Origin of the sequence: Streptomyces laculatispora (assembly GCF_017353455.1) — a bacterium.
Taxonomy (GTDB): domain Bacteria; phylum Actinomycetota; class Actinomycetes; order Streptomycetales; family Streptomycetaceae; genus Streptomyces; species Streptomyces laculatispora.
In genome coordinates this window covers 1-16,005 of the sequence record NZ_JAFMPZ010000569.1, presented here as the reverse complement: position 1 = coordinate 16,005, position 16,005 = coordinate 1, and the positions used below count along the sequence as shown (strand labels likewise).

The following is a 16,005-nucleotide window of genomic DNA, read 5'->3' as shown; positions in this document are numbered from 1 at the left end:
AGCGCTCCGGCGGACGGGACGCGACAGGCGCGACGGACGAGACGACGGTGCTTCCGCCGGTACGGGACGCGGGCCGCGAGTCCGCGCGGGACGCCGATCCGGCCGACCGGGTGCCTCGGGGCATCTTCCGCGACGAGCACCCGGCCGGCTCCGTACCGGAGCGCGAGAACGAGCGCACCCGCGAGCTCCCGCAGGTCACCGACCCGCACGCGCCCCAGCAGCTGGCGCCGGACCAGCAGGAGCGCTCCGGCCGGCCGTCCCGGCGGCCCCGCCCCGACTGGGCGGAGGAGACCCCGCTGGACGATCTGCCGACGCTGGCGGACGAACTGCTCGGCGACCACGACGACGAGGGCCCTGCGTCCTCGGGCCGGGGACGTCGCCCGCGCCGCTGATTCGGTACGCGGAGGGAGTCCCGGGCTGCCCGGGGCTCCCTCTTCGTGCCGGTCACCCGGTCAATCGGTCACCCGGTCTGCCGGGATTGTCAGACCCGTCCCCCACAATGGGAAGCCGGATCGACGCCTGATCGGCGCCTGATCGACGAGAGTCACGGCGAGAGCCATGACGAGAGCCGCACAGGGCCGCGCCGCCGTTCCACGGAAGGGCAGCGCGGCCGCACACCACCGGAAGGGCGGTGACCCATGTCCGTATGGGACGACCTGGTCGGCCAGGACCGGGTGCAGGAGCAGCTCGGCGCCGCCGCCCGGGACGCCGACGTGCTGGTCTCCGCCATCTCGGCGGGAGAACCGGTGCCGTCCGGCTCGAAGATGACGCACGCCTGGCTGTTCACCGGCCCGCCGGGCTCCGGACGGTCCACCGCCGCCCGCGCCTTCGCCGCCGCTCTGCAGTGCACCAGTCCGGACCGCGCCCTGGGCGGGGCGCCGGGCTGCGGTTTCTGCGACGGCTGTCACACCAGCCTCATCGGTACGCACGCCGATGTCGACGTGATCCGCACCGACCTGCTCTCCATCGGTGTGAAGGAGACCCGAGAGCTGGTCCGCCGCGCCCAGCTCTCCCCGGCCGTCGGACGCTGGCAGGTCATCGTCATGGAGGACGCCGACCGCCTCACCGAAGGCGCGGGCAACGTCCTGCTGAAGGCGATCGAGGAGCCCGCGCCCCGTACCGTGTGGCTGCTCTGCGCGCCCTCGCTGGAGGACGTACTGCCCACGATCCGGTCCCGCTGCCGTCACCTCACGCTGCGCACCCCGTCGGTCGACGCGGTCGCCGACGTCCTGATCCGGCGTGACGGCATCGACCCGGAGCGGGCCGCGGCCGCCGCCCGCGCCACCCAGGGCCACATCGGCAGGGCCCGCCGCCTCGCCACGGACGAGCGGGCCCGGTCCCGTCGCGCGGCGGTCCTCAAACTGCCGCTGCGCGTCGAGGACATCGGCGGCTGCCTCAAGGCCGCGCAGGAGCTGATCGACACCGCCACCGACGACGCAAAACAGGTCGCCGAGGACGTGGACGTCAAAGAGACGGAAGACATGAAGGCCGCGCTCGGCGCGTCCGCCGGAGGCCGGATGCCGCGGGGCACGGCCGGGGTGATGAAGGAGCTGGAGGACAAGCAGAAGCGCCGCAAGACCCGTACGCAGCGCGACAGCCTCGATCTGGCACTCACCGAACTGACCGGCTTCTACCGCGACGTGCTCGCTCTTCAGCTGGGCTCGCGGATCGCCATCGCCAATACCGACGCGCAGGACTCCCTCGACCGCATCGTCCGCTCGTCCACCCCCGAGCGGACCCTGCGCCGGATCGAGGCGGTGATCGCCTGCCGCCGGGCGCTGGACCGCAACGTGGCCCCGCTGCTCGCGGTCGAGGCCATGACGATGGCGCTGCGGGCCGGCTGACGTCACGGGGACGGTGGCCATTGGGGTCCAGTGGCCACCGCTGTCCAGTGGCCACCACTGTCCAGCGCCATGACCCCGGATCATCCACTGCCCATCGATCCACCGAGTGTCACCGAATCACCCGTATGAGCAGGGAATCGGGCGAGTCGTCGCCCGGCGGCTACGCTCCGGACATGGACACCAGGCGCCCGCTCCGCACCCTCGCCATCGCGCTCGGCACTGCCGGCCTTCTCATCTCCGGCTGCAGCAGCGGAAGTTCGATGACGGGCGCCTCGTCGTCCGCGCCGAGGGCCGCTGCCTCCCCCGTCCCCGCGGCGCTGAAGACGTTCTACGCGCAGCACCTCAGCTGGCGGGACTGCGGCGTCACCGGATTCCAGTGCGCCACGATGAAGGCGCCGCTCGACTACGCGAAGCCGGAAGACGGCGATATCAAGCTGGCGGTCTCCCGCAAGAAGGCCACCGGGCCCGGCAAGCGGATCGGCTCCCTGCTGGTGAATCCGGGCGGCCCCGGCGGATCGGCCATCGGCTACCTCCAGGGCTACGCCGCGATCGGCTACCCCGCCCAGGTGCGGGCCCGGTACGACATGGTGGCCATCGATCCGCGAGGGGTGGCACGCAGCGAACCCGTCGAATGTCTCACCGGTCCGCAGATGGACGCCTACACCCAGGTCGACCAGACGCCGGACGACTCCGGCGAGGTCACCGCGCTGAGCGGTGCGTTCAAGAAGTTCGCCACGGGCTGCGAGCAGCGCTCCGGGGAGATCCTGCCGCATGTCTCCACCGTCGAGACGGCGCGTGACATGGACATCCTGCGCGCTCTGCTCGGCGACGATCAGCTGAACTACGTGGGGGCCTCGTACGGCACCTTCCTGGGCGCGACGTACGCCGAACTCTTCCCCGCACGGTCCGGCCGGCTCGTCCTCGACGGTGCGATGGACCCGTCGCTTCCCTCGGTCGAGATCAACCGCGACCAGACCGCGGGGTTCGAGACGGCGTTCCAGTCCTTCGCCGGGGACTGCGTCAAGAAGGCGGACTGCCCGCTCGGCACCACGTCCGCCTCCGACGCGGCGAACAGGCTGAAGCAGCTCTTCGCCGGCCTCGACGCCAAACCGATTCCCACGGGTGGCCCCCGCAAGCTCGGCGAGTCCCTCGCCACCACGGGGGTCATCGCCGCCATGTACGACGAGTCGGCCTGGCCCCAGCTCCGCGAGGCGCTCACCGCTGCCGAGAAGGGCGACGGTTCCGGCCTGCTCTCCCTGGCGGACAGCTACTACGAGCGCGAGCCCAACGGCACGTACGCGAACCTGATGTACGCCAACGCGGCCGTGAACTGCATCGACCTCCCGCCCGCCTTCACCACCTCCAAGGCGGTCAGCCAGGCGCTCCCCACCTTTGAGAAGGCCTCCCCGGTCTTCGGCAAGGGCTTCGCCTGGGCCGCCCTGAACTGCGCCTACTGGCCGGTCCGCGCCACCGGCACCCCGCACCGCATCAAGGCCGAGGGCGCGGCCCCGATCGTGGTGGTCGGCACCACCCGGGACCCGGCCACCCCGTACAAGTGGGCCAAGGCCCTGGCCGGCCAGCTCTCCTCCGGGACCCTCCTCACCTACGAGGGCGACGGCCACACGGCGTACGGCCGCGGCAGCGACTGCATCGACACGGCGATCAACACGTACCTCCTGGAAGGCACCCCGCCGAGCGACGGCAAGAAGTGCTCCTGACCCCACCCGCCCCGCCACTGACCTGCGACTACACCCTGGCGACAGGGCGGTACTGAGCACCCCCGGAAACTGTGTAGACTTGGGCCCGCTGCTGATCGCACCATGGTGTGGCAGGGCGTGCCGCCTTAGCTCAGTTGGCCAGAGCAACGCACTCGTAATGCGTAGGTCTCGGGTTCGAATCCCGAAGGCGGCTCGGAATTACCCCAGGACTCACTCGCCGTGACCTGGGGTTTTTTCATGCCCGGGGCATGCCGAGCCGGACGACGGGGATGTCGTGGAGCTGCTTGCGTGAGTGATGCGTGAGCGGAGCGGACCGGCCTCCCTTTGTAACGAGCGTGCCGTCTGCGGCCGTGGTGTGGTGAGGACCACCGCTAACGCGCCGCCTGTGAGCGACGTTCTCAGCGGGCCGGCCTGCGATGCCCACGTGGCAGTGACCCACATCCAAGGCGGCCAGCTGGCGCTCCTGGGAGCCTGATTTCCGCGTCGCGGCGGCGAGCCTGTTCCTGCCCCGCAGTCGGTGAGAGGCCGGCGAGTCGCCTGAATGGCGCGCACGGCGCGAAGTCCAGGAAGGGGCGGACATCCCCATGGGTCTGTCAAACGCTATGGGTCTGGCAAACGTTCGGCTCTGTTCCGTAGTCGGTGGTGACGGCATGTGACGAGTCTCGTTGACATCGCATGTGCGATGCCAATTCCCTTGTGCGCACAGTGTTTTCGTGTTTTCGGGGCGCGCGGCGCTGGTCGTCGAGGAGGTGGTGGAGGGCGGTGAGGTGATCCGGGGCCGCCCGGCTCACCCGGTCACTGGCCGCGCCCGTGTCGTTCGCCACCGCCCTGCGGCTGCTACGGCGCATCCCCGTACCAGCGGCGCGGACATCCAGCAGGCCGCCCTTGACCTGGGCGACCACAAGGCCCCCGTGCCGGCACCGTCCGGCGGGGCCCGTACCCTCGTGCGCTACCCGAGCGCCGACCTGGAGGCGGGCGCGCGACGGGTGGCGGACGCCCTGGGCCTCCCGCCGGACGCGGTGCGGCGTTCGGTGGACGTCTCGGGCGTCACTCTCGTGCTGGGCGAGGACTGGCTCGAGCCGTCCAAGACCGACGACGAGAAGACGCCCGAGTCCGCCGAGGCCCTCAACGGGGCGGACACGGGCGCCTGCATGCACATGGACCCGGCGTTCACCTGGTGAGACGAGGACGGGCCCCTCTCCGGAAGGACCGGAAGGAGAGGGGCCCGGCGCGTCACCCGGTCAGCGCCAGCGGAAGGACGCGTTGTTGTTGTACGTGTTGACGAGGTTGCCCTTGTCGCGCGGCGGGGCCACGTCGGAGGCGCCGGCGTAGTTGGAGTTGAAGTACGACACGCCGGTCTTGCTGTCGTGGCTGTTGGCGTAGGACGCGGCGTTGTTCTTCACGTGGGTGCCGACGCCGTTGGTGCCATCGCCGCCGTTCGAGAAGATCATCGGGTACCCGCCGATGTTGTCCCAGTTGGAGATGTTCTCGTAGGTGGCGGTCCAGCCGCCCTTCTGGTTGGAGTTGTACCAGAGGCAGTAGTCGACATCGATGACACCGCCGCACAGGCTGTCGGGGATGCTGTCGGCCTGTGCGGGCGCGGCGGTGGCCAGCATGCCCAGGGTGCCGGCGGCGGCCAGCGCGGCGGCCACGGCGGACTGACGGATACGCATGATGTTCTCCTCAGGTGGTCGGCTCAGGTGGTCGGCTCAGGTGGTCGGCTCGGGTGGTCGGTTCGGTTGGTCAGCGCCAGCGGAAGGACGCGTTGTTGTTGTACGTGTTGACGAGGTTGCCCTTGTCGCGCGGCGGGGCCACGTCGGAGGCGCCGGCGTAGTTGGAGTTGAAGTACGACACGCCGGTCCTGCTGTCGTCGCTGTTGGCGTAGGACGCGGCGTTGTTCTTCACGTGGGTACCGACGCCGTTGGTGCCCTGGCCGCCGTCCGAGAAGTTCATCGGGTACCCGTTGCCGCTGTAGTTGTCCCAGTTGGCGACGTTCCCGGTCGTGGCGGTCCAGCCGCCCTTCTGGTTGGAGTTGTACCAGAGGCAGTAGTGACTATCGATGACACCGCCGCACAGGCTGTCGGGGATGCTGTCGGCCTGTGCGGGCGCGGCGGTGGCCAGCATGCCCAGGGTGCCGACGGCGGCCAGCGCGGCGGCCACGGCGGGCTGACGGATACGCATGATGTTCTCCCTGAGTGGTGTTTCCTGAGTGGTGTTGTCAGCTGGACTGGCCGAGTTCGGCTGCGGCACGCTTGAGCTGGTCGGTCTTGTGCCGCTCGATCCGGGCGAAGGTCTCGGGGTCCTTCTCGATCTCCATGCGCTGCAACTCGGATTCGACGTCGAACCAGGCACGGACGAGTCCGGTCTTCTTCTTGCATTCGACGTCCGCTCGGGCCGTCGAAATCTCCTTCTGGTCCGCCTTCTTGCCGGCGAAGGCCGGGTTGTCGATGGCGTCCATGGGCGAGTCGTAGCGGTAGCCCTTGACCGTCATGCACGACGACCAGGTACGGAAGGCGACGAGCACCCGGGGGTCCTTCTGACTGCGGGCGTAGCTGCTCAGGTTGAGGGTGCGGGCCGCCTCGTCGGGTCCGAACTCGTCGGCGCTGCCCGCGAGCCGCTTCTTGGCCTTGCCGATGCAGCCGCCACCGGAATCGAACGTGCCGTCCGCGAGGGGCTCGCCGGACAAGGTGACGCGGGCCGCCTTGCTCAGCGACTTGAGGGCGCTGTCCCGCTCGGCCGGCGGGGCCGGGAAGTGGTATCCGTAGGCCTGCGCGGTGTGGCTGTTGGCGACGCCGTAGCGGCGGTCCATGACACCGATGTCCGGGGACTGGCTGTCGTCCGGCCGGTAGGCGAAGCCGGCCTCCTTCATGCAGTCCACGGCGAGGCTGCTCATGGCCCGGGTCAGCTGGGCGATCTCGGACTCCGAGAAGATGTACGCCTCCACGGGCAGGGCCAGATCCGTGGTGAGGCTGGACGACGCGGGCGCGATGGAGTTGTCCGGCTGCCGGGGCGCGGCCGTTTCGTCGGAGTCGCCGCCGCACCCCGTGAGGAGCAGGGCACCGGTGAACAGTGCGGCCACTGCCGCCTTCGTCGTCTTTCGCACATCTCTTCCTTGCAGGCGTGGAGGGGAGGGGGCGGATCAGCGGCGAAGGGCCTCCGCGGGCTGGATGCGGCTGGCCCGCCAGGCGGGGTAGAGCCCCGCAAGCAGCCCGGTGATCAGCCCGATCGCGGGGGCGGCCACGACGGTCGCCGGGTGGATGACGGGGGTCCAGTCGCGGACGACCGCCATGGCGACGACGGTGACTGTGCCGAGGCTGGTGCCGATCAGGCCGCCGAGCGCACCCAGGGCGCCCGACTCGGCCAGGAACTGGAGGGTGATGTGGCGGCCCCGGGCGCCCAGGGCGCGGCGCAGTCCGATCTCGCCGGTGCGCTCGAGGACCGCGACCAGGGTGGTGTTGGCGATGCCGACCGCGCCGATCACCAGGCAGATGCCGGCCAGCAGCATGAACAGTTCGTCCAGGTCGGAGGTGACGCGGCCGCGCAGGCTCCGCGGGTCCGGCGGCGGCACCGCCTTGAAGTACTCGGGGTGTGCCGGGTCGAGGGCCAGGGCTGCCTCCGAGGCGATCTGCCGGGCCGCCCCCAGGTCGGTCGCGATGAGCATCTGCGCCCGCGCGCCGCTGTCCGGGCCGCCCCAGATCCGCTCGGCGGTGGTCCGCGGCACCACCACCGACAGCAGCAGGTCGGCCCTGCGCTCGACGTCCGCGACGACGCCGATGACGGTGAAGGCGTGGCCGCCCACGAAGACCGCCGGCGCGGTCTCCAGGGTGGTGATGCCCAGCCGTGCGGCCAGCCCCGAGCCGATCACCGCAACGTTCTCGCCCCGCCGGTCGTGGTAGGCGTCGAAGGTCCGGCCCTGCTCCAGGACGGGACCGGCCGCTTCGAGGATCCCGGGGGAGGCCGCGACGACCTCGGTCCGCTCCCCTTTGTCGCCGGTCCCGGGCGGCGCGGCCGACACGAGTTGCTCCGGTGCCAGCCGCACCGGCCAGTACACGCCCGCCTTCCGCACACCGTTGAGCGCCTCGATGCGGCGGTCCGCGTCGGCCGGGAAGGCGTTCGCCAGGTACTCGGGCTGCTCGCCGCCGGTGTCCTCGACGGATACCTGGGTGGCGGTCAGCTCATTGAAGCGGGAGTCGATCTGCGAGGACGTGGTGGCCGTGAGGCCGAGGACCACGACGAAGGTGCCGACTCCCAGGACGGTGCCGAGCGCGGTGAGCGCGGAGCGCGCGGGGCGTTGCAGGATGCCGGCGGCGCACTCGGAGAGCAGGTCGCGCCGGCTCAGATGGGACCGCTCGCGTCGCGGCGCCCTGCGCGGACGCAGCTTCACGCGGTCACCACCTGTTCGCTGAGCATGCCGTCCCGGATCGTGACGGTGCGCTGGCCGCGCGCCGCGACGTCCGGGTCGTGCGTGATCACGAGAAGAGTCATGCTGTCGTGGTGGAGCTCGTCCAGGAGCTGCAAAATCGATTCCGCGGTGGCGGTGTCGAGGTTGCCGGTCGGTTCGTCGCACAGCAGCAGCGAGGGCCGGGCGACCAGCGCGCGGGCGACGGCGACGCGCTGCTGCTCACCGCCGGACAGCCGGGTGGGCAGCGCATCGGTGCGGTGGCCGAGGCCGACCCGCTCCAGCGCCTCGCGGGCCCGCCCGGCGCGGGCGCGGCGCTCGGCGGAGTTGTAGACCATGGCCAGCATCACGTTCTCCAGCGCGGAGCGGTGCGGCAGCAGGTGGAAGCTCTGGAAGACGAACCCGATCCGTCGCCCGCGCAGCCCGGTGCGGTCGGCGTCGCCGAGGGCGGCGGTGTCGATGCCGTCCAGGAGGTAGCGGCCCTCGGTGGGCGCGTCGAGCAGCCCAGCGATGTTGAGGAAGGTCGACTTGCCGGAGCCGGAGGGGCCGACGACCGTGACGTACTCGCCCCGGCGTACGGCGAGTTCACATTCCCGCAGCGCCCGCACCGGCGGCGGTCCCGGGTAGGTGAGGCCGACGCCCCGGAACTCGACGACCGGAGGTGCGACCTGGCCGTCGCTCACCGCGCGACGCCCACGACGACCTTGTCGCCCGCGGCGAGCCGCGCGCCCTCGGCCGGAACGACCTCGGTGAAGCCGTCCCCGGAGGTGCCGGCCCGGACCTCGACGCGGCGCCGCCCGCCGGAAGCGTCCAGGACGGTGACGCTGGTGCGGGAGTCGGCCCCGGCGGAGAGGGCGGACACGGGGACGACGAGCACCTTCTTGCCCGAGGTGGCGGCCTCGATGGTCAGACGAACGTCCTGCCCGGCGAGCCGGGCCGGGAGCGGGGCGCCGGGCTTGACGACGACGGCGTACCCCGGGCTGTCCGCGGCCTCGCCCTGGTCCCCGCCCTCGGCGGCGGTGGGGACGTCGGCCACCGAGGCGACCGTGGCGGTCACCTTGTCGCCGTAGACCTCGGACAGCACCTCGACCTTCTGGCCGGGACGGACCAGGCCCTTCTCCTGGGCGCCCAGCGATCCCTTGACCACCAGCCGGCCGGCGGAGACGGTCGCGAGCTTCTCGCCGACCTCGCTGCCGACCTTGGCGGTCATGGAGTCGACGCGGGCCGGGAAGCCGGAGAGGAAGACCACCTCGGAGGCGGGGAGCATGGGGCCCGACTTCGCCTCAGCCTCGGCGAGGTGCGTCCGCGCCTCGGCCAGGTCCTCGCGGGCGTAGCGGACCGCGTTGGCGTCCCGTTTTTTCCCGGGCTCGGTCCTGAGCAGCCCGTCGAGCTGACGCTGGGCCTGCTTCACACCGTCCCGGGCGGCGCCGACCGGGACGCCGTCCGTGCCCTCGGCCACGCCCGAGGCAGGGACGGGCTCGTAGCCGATGGCGGCGTAGAGCGCGGCGACGGCCTGCTTGGTTCCGGGGCCGTAGGTGCCGGACGGGTCGGATCCGGTGGAGTGGCCCACCGACGTCAGGGCCCGCTGGAGCTGGCGGACGTCGTCGCCGTGGTTGCCGGGCTTGAGGTCGCGGTAGACGGGGAGGGCACCCGGCAGCGCAAAGACCGGCCGACCGGAGACCTCCACAAGGACCCGGCCCGCCGGGAACGTCTGGCCGGAGCGGACCATCACCTTCGTGACGACGGGCGCGGTCGACCCGTCCACGGTCGCGCCGACCGGGGCGAGGTCGACCGTCTGCGAGGCGGAGACGGTGCCGCGGGTGACGACGGTGTCCGCCAGGACGCGCCGCTCGACCGGCGCGGTGAGCACGTCGCGGGCCGGCGGTCCGGCGTCGGCCGCGGCCTGGGCGGGCGACTTGACGAAGGACGAGGTCCACAGAGCGGCGCCCGCGAGCACGACGGCGCCCGCCGCCAACGCGGCCACGGCACGCTTGCGCCGGGACAGCCCGGTCTGCTCCCTGACTTCGGACATCAGCCCCCCAATGTCGCGGCTACGTACCGGAGTTGGTCACGTTCCGCAGCCATGTCCGAGGCGAAGCTGACCACCCGGGCCGAGGGGCTGTCAAGGAGATTTCCTGGCCACGGCTTTACCGGAACGTGACGGGACGCTGACATGACCACCATGTATCCGGGGTTCCCCCGCTGTGCGGGAGTGGCTGACGCGCTGCTCAGGGCGGGGTGACGTGGCTTCAGGTTCACTGGGTCGGTCGCTGCCTGGTTGGCGTAGTGCTTCTCTTCGAACTCGACCGGGCTGAGGCAGCCGAGGCGCTTCTGGATGCGGCGGGGGCTGGCACCCAAGTCCGACCCGCAACCGAACCTCTCGGTACGGCAACGGCTTCTGAACGCTTCGAGATGTTGAGTAACGAAGCACGAGAGAAAGGCCGTTGCCATGAGTCTTCCGTCCGCGTGCCTCGACGTGGAGCAGTTGGGCGTCTTGTCCCAATCCCAATTCCGAACCGAGTTCTACGATTGCCTCTCCCCCCGCGCGGACGCGCTCTTCGAGCTGACCGACGCGGGTGTTGCGCGCGGACGGGCCGGTCACCTCTCTGTCAGAGCTGACGTTGACCGCCGAGTACCAGCGTGGGCCCGGCGCGATGTCACACGAAACGGATCACCGGTCCGATGCGGTCCCTGTGGTGACATCGTGGCGTGCCTCTTCGGCTCGGTGGATGGCGCGTGCCGCGTTGATGAGGCCGATGTGGCTGAATGCCTGGGGGTAGTTGCCCAGGGCTTCCCCGGTGGTGGAAGACACTTCTTCGGCGAGTAGGCCGACGTCGTTGGCGCAGGCGAGAGCGGTATCGAAGACTTCGCGGGCGCGGGTGACTTCGCCGGTCAGGGCCAGGGCGTGGGCGAGCCAGAAGGTGCAGAGCAGGAACGCGCCCTCGTCGGACGCGAAGTCGTCGCCGAGGTAGCGGCGTACCTGTCCGCGAGGGTCCGTGAGCTGGTCCACGATCGCTGTCACGGTGGACCGGATCCGGGGATCGTCGCCGGGCAGGAAGCCGACGAGCGGCAGCATGAGAGCTGAGGCGTCGAGTTCGTTCGATCCGAACGACTGGGTGAAGGCTCCCATGCGCGGGTTCCACCCTTGGGTTTCGATGGCGGTGCGGATCGTCCGGCGGGTGTCGCGCCAGGACGTGACGTGTGCGGCGGTTGCCCCGAGCGTGGGTGCGAGGTCGATGGCGCGGTCGAGTGCGACCCAGCACATGAGTTTCGAGTAGAGGAAGTGGCGGCTGGGTCCTCGTACCTCCCAGATGCCCTGGTCGGGCTCGTTCCAGCGGCGGGCGGCGGTCTCGGCCGCCTGGAGGAGGAACGTGCGGGTGGGCGGGTCGAACCACGCGTTGCGAGGGTGGGTCTGCTGGGCTGCGTCGAGGAGTTCGCCGTAGACGTCGAGCTGGTGCTGGCGCCACGCGTCGTTGCCGGCGCGCACCGGTGCGCTGCCGCGCCAGCCGGAGAGGTGGCTGAGGGTGCGCTCGCTGAGGTCCCTTTCACCACCGATGCCGTACATGACCTGGAGGTCGACGCCGCGGTCGAGCTGGGTCGCCGCAGCCTGGGCGAGGAATCCGAAGTAGGCGGCCTTCTCCTTCTCGCAGGCCGCGGTGGACAGGGCCTGGAGAGTGAAGCTGGCGTCACGGACCCAGGTGTAGCGGTAGTCCCAGTTGCGGTCGGCCCCGACGCTCTCGGGAAGGGATGTGGTGGCCGCTGCGACGATGGCACCGGTGGGCGTGAAGGTCAGAGCCTGCAGCACGCGTCCGCTGTGGCTGACCTCCTCCTGCCACGGGCCGCGGTAGCCCTGGTGGATCTGCGTCCACGAGCGCCATCCCTTGATCGTGTCGCTCAGCCGGCGCCGGATGCGCCTTCCTCGCCAGGGCTCCGCTTCGTCGTCACCCCAGACGGAGAGAGACGACAGGGCGAATTCGAGCCGCTCGCCCGCCCGCAGCTCGGTCTCGCCCCGCGCGGTCGAACCGTCGATCCGCAGCGGGAGAGGGGTGGACAGGATGAGGCGATGGCTGCCTCCGTACGCGCTGAGCCCGCCCCGTACGACGGACATCACCGGGTGGATGAGGCCGAACTCGGGCCGCGGCGCGAAGCTGGTCTCCACGGCCGCCGAGCCGCTGGTGCAGGTCAGCTGACGCAGCAGAACGCCCGGTGAGGACGCTCCGAGCGCGTGTCCGCGTTCTCGGTGCCCCATCGCCAGACCGTCGAGGAGGACGGCCGTGCCGGTGGCGGTCCGGAAGGTGGTTTCCAGTACCAGGGTTTCCGGCACGTAGCGGCGGACCACCTCGCTCGGCCCGGTGGGGCGGACCGACCAGTGGCCGGCCTCCTCGTCGAGCAGGCGGCCGAAGACCGCGGGGCTGTCGAAGCGGGGAAGGCACAGCCAGTCCAGGGAACCCTCTGTGGAGATCAGTGCTGCCGAGCGGCAGTCCGACAGCAGGGCGTAGTCGCCGATCGGGCGCGTGCTCACAGCTGTCCGGCCTGACCGGCAGGCGGGGCAGGGCAGGAGGACCTGGATGCCGCCGGCTCCTCGCGTCCGGTCACGGCGATGTCTCGGGGTCCGGTCCGCTCTTGCCCGGTTCGCGCGGTGTCGCCCGGGTCGGGGCCGCGGGTGGCGTCTGCTTCGGAGGGCGGGAACGGCCCATCCGGATCAGCAGGGCCACGGCGGAGAGCGCGAACAGGACGGCTGAGATGAGCAGCCAGCGCCCGAGGAACACATCGGCGGAGAGCGTGGTGTACAGGGTGTACCGGTAGCTCACCCGTCCCAGGATCAGTGGGAAGTACGTCAGGAACAGCACGCCGGAGAGGAAGACCGGAACCCGGACGTAGTTGATCCACCTCTGACCTGGCCGGGTGGCTTCAGCTGCCGCGGCAGGCTCCCGGCGCTCACCCAGGACGGTCTGGGCGGCGCGGTCGGTCACGGTGTAGAGGGGCAGCAGCACCAGGTCGTGCAGGAGTGCGGCGCCGACGAACCAGATGACGACCTTCCAGGGCTCGGCGCCGCTGAGCAGCCGTACTCCGGCAAAGCCGGTGAGGGCGAATGAGCACAGGACCAGCAGCAGATGGAGCGGCGAGGCTCCGTACAGGGTGCGGAGGCGGTTCACGCGTTCTCCCCGAAGGTCAGCCGGGTGACCCACTTGGTGTTGTGGACGCCCGGGTTGGCCGGGACGATGATGCGCGCCGGGTAGCCGTGGTCCGGGGACAGGTCGGCCCCGTTGACGCGCAGAGCCAGCAAGGAGCGCGGATCGCTGACCTGGTTGTCGCGCAACGTCGTCGAACGGAACGACCCCGCCCGCTGCACGGACTGGACGAACACGCGCGGCACCGCGTCCGTGAACCCGACGAGTGCCGCCAGATCCATGAGGCGCACCCCGCTCCACTCCTGGTTCTCGGTGGACCATCCCTCCACACACGCGATGGGCAACGCCGCTGTGTGCTGCGGCATGGCCAGAACCTGATCACGGGTGAAGACCTTCTCCCGGCCAGGCCCCCGCACGACGAGTCGCCAGGCAGGGCCCACGTCGCGCGCCCTGATCCCCACACTCACCGCGGTCTTGTTGATCTGGAAGCCGTTGGGGCCCGGCCCGGGATCCTGTCCGCGCGGCGCGAGCAGCGCGGTGGACCGCAGGGCACCCCCGATGCTCTGTCCCGCCGTCACGACGAGCAGCACCAGGGAGCCCGCCCCCACCATGCCCAGCGCGCCCCGGCGCGACATGGTGGGCGCTGCGGGGTGCGGGGTCACCAGATCCGTGGGGTCCGCCGGGTTCTTCCGTCCCGCCCTCGCCGGGCTGCGCAGCTCCTCGCGGAGACGGCCGCTGCGCAGCATCCGGACCATGAGGGGGATACGGAAGGCGACGTGAACGACGAAGGCGCCGATGAAGATCCAGGCACCGTAGAAGTGCAGCGGGTAGAACGAGCCGGGGAAGATGTAGTCCAGCTGGATGTTGAGTACTCCGGTGGCGAACTCGAACAGCACGCCGCCCACGAGCAGCAGCAGCGAAAGCCGCTCCAGCGCGTGGCCGGCCGACTTGACCGGGGGCCAGGAGAACAGCTTGGGGATCACCGACCACAGCTTCGCGAGCAGCACCGGGATCAGCACGATGCCGAGCGTGACGTGGACGCCCTGCGTGAGCCGGTAGAGCCAGTACGGGTGTGTGGGCCAGGAGAACAGGTAGAACCCCAGCCAGCCCCGGTCCGGAGTCTTGTCGTTGGCGCCGAGGTCGGGGTTGTACGCGGCGTACGAGAGCAGTCCCGTCACGAACATCAGCGTGATGCCCACCAGCAGTACCGCGCCGAGCACGGACGTCAGCCAGGGCCCACGCAACGGGCTGCGCCAGAACCCCCGTCGGGTCGGACCGACCGGCGGCCCGTCCCGCAACAGGTCCGACAGCGCGGGCTTGTGCGCCGCCGGTTCCTGGAGCGTCGAACCGGACCGCCCTGAGGCCGTCGCGGTGCCGGATGAGTGGGAGTCACGCGATGGCGCCGGACCGTCCGCGCGGGGCTGATCGGCCGCTTCGAGTGGCTCGGCCTCATGGCGTGGGTCGGATGCCCCGTCGTTGCCGGCTGTCCCGTCCCCGGTCTGCCTGTCGTCCATGACGCCCCTCGTGAATCGGACACGACGGAAGACAACCGTCAGAAAAGGGACCATAACCGTCACCTCGCCAGAGACACGGCATTACTCCGGGCGAGCCCGTGTATCCGGCTTCGTCGGGCAGTAGCGCTACATGGAACTGGACCGCCGCAGCGCCGAACGCCTTTTCCAGGTCCTGACGGAACGCGAGGAAAGGAACAGCGTCGCCATCGCCTCGAACGAGTCCATCGGCGGCCGGACCGAGACCTTCACCGCTCAGGGCGACCAGACATACGGTGTCGTCGTGGTGACCGCGTGCAGGCCAAGGCGCGTGAGGATCGGGGCGCTGTCGGCTGAGGCGTCAACGTAGAGGTAGGGGACCTGGCGGGCGGCGGCGAGTTGGGCTCGGTGGGCGACCATGGCCCGGTAGATGCCCTGTCCGCGCCATTCCTCAAGCGTTGAGCCGCCCCAGAGGCCGCCGAAGTCGACGCCGTCCTTGAACACCAGCCAGGCGGCGCAGACGACTTCGGCGCGAGCCTCGGCAACGAGGACGACGGTGTTCTCCGGGGCGTTCTCGATCCGAGCGGTCAGGTCGTCGGCGAGCCAGCTCCAGTCCTCGCCCCAGACGGTGCTCTCCATCGTGGCGATGCGCTGGAGGTCTGATCTGGCGGTGACACGGCGGAGCGTCACGCCGTCGGGCAGGACGGGATCTGCGGCAAGGTCTGCGGACTGCCCGATGAGTACGGTCTCGCTGTCCTCGGCGACGAAGCCGGCCGCCGTGAGCCGGTCGGTGAGGTCGGCGGGAAGGTCGTGGGAGCGAGTCTTCCATTCGACCGCCTCACCGCGGGCAGCGTAGAAGTCACGCTGCCGCGCTATGAGCGTGTCGAGGTCTGCCCCGCACACACCGAGGTCGCGTGGGCCCGTGACGAAGCCACGGTGCCAACCGACGACACGCGTCAATGGGCCGTCCTTCTCGATGCGGGCGCTGCCGCCGGGCGGGGTGACACCACGGAGCTGGGTGTCATACGCGGTGCGGAGTTCGTCGATCAGAATGTCCTTCACCCGGACACCGTACGGACCGGGTCAAGTGATTTGATCGCCGGTCGATCCGCGCGGATATCAAGGCTGCTCCCTCACCCGGACGGGATGAGGAAAGCGGTTGGTGTCGACCTGGCCCACCCGCCGGATGCGCTTCGTCCGATGAAGTGACATACGCAATGCGCCCCGCGCGTCACCGCGCGAGCAGCGCTCTGGGCGACAAACTGACACCTGCTGCGCCCGGACCGCCGATCCCGTTTGGCGCCAGCCCAGGCGAAGCTCCCGGAACGCCTCACGTCGCCCCGGGAGCTTCCGCCACTCCCCACGGTCGGCCGACTCTCGCCAGTCGCACACACCGACCGGCCGTGGGGACTTCCCGGCACT

12 protein-coding genes, 1 tRNA gene and 3 pseudogenes are annotated in these 16,005 nt (G+C 70.6%); 6 read left to right on the top strand and 10 right to left on the bottom strand.

The annotated features are described in order from the left end of the window. The 5 genes and pseudogenes from J1C73_RS30275 to J1C73_RS35270 form a co-directional block, all read left to right on the top strand. Positions 1-392: pseudogene (locus tag J1C73_RS30275) on the top strand (dTMP kinase); the annotation flags it as partial. Positions 393-638: 246 nt separating this feature from the next. Then, positions 639-1,844 carry a DNA polymerase III subunit delta' gene (locus J1C73_RS30270; protein WP_123460105.1) on the top strand — a complete coding sequence of 402 codons (1,206 nt, stop codon included), beginning with the start codon at positions 639-641 and terminating at the stop codon, positions 1,842-1,844. Between the two features lie 173 nt (positions 1,845-2,017). Next, entirely contained in the window at positions 2,018-3,562 is a 1,545-nt protein-coding gene (locus tag J1C73_RS30265) for an alpha/beta hydrolase (RefSeq protein ID WP_207319170.1), read from the top strand. 119 nt (positions 3,563-3,681) lie between these two features. Further along, positions 3,682-3,755 (top strand) — tRNA-Thr (locus J1C73_RS30260). A 739-nt stretch (positions 3,756-4,494) separates the two neighbouring features. After that, positions 4,495-4,743, top strand: a pseudogene (locus J1C73_RS35270) (LytR C-terminal domain-containing protein); the annotation flags it as partial. Between the two features lie 60 nt (positions 4,744-4,803). Here J1C73_RS35270 and J1C73_RS30250 read toward each other — a convergent pair. The 9 genes from J1C73_RS30250 to J1C73_RS30210 all read right to left on the bottom strand — a co-directional run bounded on the left by J1C73_RS30250 (position 4,804) and on the right by J1C73_RS30210 (position 14,607). Then, positions 4,804-5,235, bottom strand: coding sequence for a peptidase M23 (locus tag J1C73_RS30250; RefSeq protein WP_123460104.1), 432 nt, complete (start codon positions 5,233-5,235; stop codon positions 4,804-4,806). A 70-nt stretch (positions 5,236-5,305) separates the two neighbouring features. Beyond that, entirely contained in the window at positions 5,306-5,743 is a 438-nt protein-coding gene (locus tag J1C73_RS30245) for a peptidase M23 (protein WP_207319169.1), read from the bottom strand. 37 nt (positions 5,744-5,780) lie between these two features. Beyond that, positions 5,781-6,665 carry a hypothetical protein gene (locus J1C73_RS30240; protein WP_207319168.1) on the bottom strand — a complete coding sequence of 295 codons (885 nt, stop codon included), beginning with the start codon at positions 6,663-6,665 and terminating at the stop codon, positions 5,781-5,783. A 36-nt stretch (positions 6,666-6,701) separates the two neighbouring features. Then, entirely contained in the window at positions 6,702-7,946 is a 1,245-nt protein-coding gene (locus J1C73_RS30235) for an ABC transporter permease (RefSeq protein WP_207319167.1), read from the bottom strand. Next, positions 7,943-8,644 (bottom strand): ABC transporter ATP-binding protein, encoded by a 702-nt coding sequence (locus J1C73_RS30230; RefSeq protein ID WP_207319166.1) that lies wholly within the window; start codon positions 8,642-8,644, stop codon positions 7,943-7,945. The genes J1C73_RS30235 and J1C73_RS30230 overlap by 4 nt, the downstream gene beginning before the upstream one ends. Further along, positions 8,641-9,993 carry a peptidoglycan-binding protein gene (locus tag J1C73_RS30225; RefSeq protein WP_207319165.1) on the bottom strand — a complete coding sequence of 451 codons (1,353 nt, stop codon included), beginning with the start codon at positions 9,991-9,993 and terminating at the stop codon, positions 8,641-8,643. The genes J1C73_RS30230 and J1C73_RS30225 overlap by 4 nt, the downstream gene beginning before the upstream one ends. Positions 9,994-10,632: 639 nt before the next feature. After that, on the bottom strand, positions 10,633-12,483 hold the full coding sequence (locus J1C73_RS30220) for a glycoside hydrolase family 15 protein (RefSeq protein WP_207319164.1): 1,851 nt from the start codon (positions 12,481-12,483) through the stop codon (positions 10,633-10,635). A gap of 70 nt (positions 12,484-12,553) precedes the next feature. After that, a complete protein-coding gene (locus J1C73_RS30215; RefSeq protein ID WP_307797832.1) occupies positions 12,554-13,117 on the bottom strand; it encodes a hypothetical protein in 564 nt (187 codons plus the stop codon). After that, complete coding sequence (locus J1C73_RS30210) at positions 13,114-14,607, bottom strand: molybdopterin-dependent oxidoreductase (protein WP_242644921.1); 1,494 nt, start codon at positions 14,605-14,607, stop codon at positions 13,114-13,116. The genes J1C73_RS30215 and J1C73_RS30210 overlap by 4 nt, the downstream gene beginning before the upstream one ends. A gap of 127 nt (positions 14,608-14,734) precedes the next feature. Here J1C73_RS30210 and J1C73_RS30205 point away from each other — a divergent pair. Further along, a pseudogene (locus J1C73_RS30205) lies at positions 14,735-14,857 on the top strand (IS21-like element helper ATPase IstB); the annotation flags it as partial. Positions 14,858-14,859: 2 nt separating this feature from the next. Here the strand turns inward: J1C73_RS30205 and J1C73_RS30200 are convergent. Then, positions 14,860-15,645 carry a GNAT family N-acetyltransferase gene (locus tag J1C73_RS30200; protein ID WP_207319163.1) on the bottom strand — a complete coding sequence of 262 codons (786 nt, stop codon included), beginning with the start codon at positions 15,643-15,645 and terminating at the stop codon, positions 14,860-14,862. Positions 15,646-16,005: the final 360 nt, after the last annotated feature.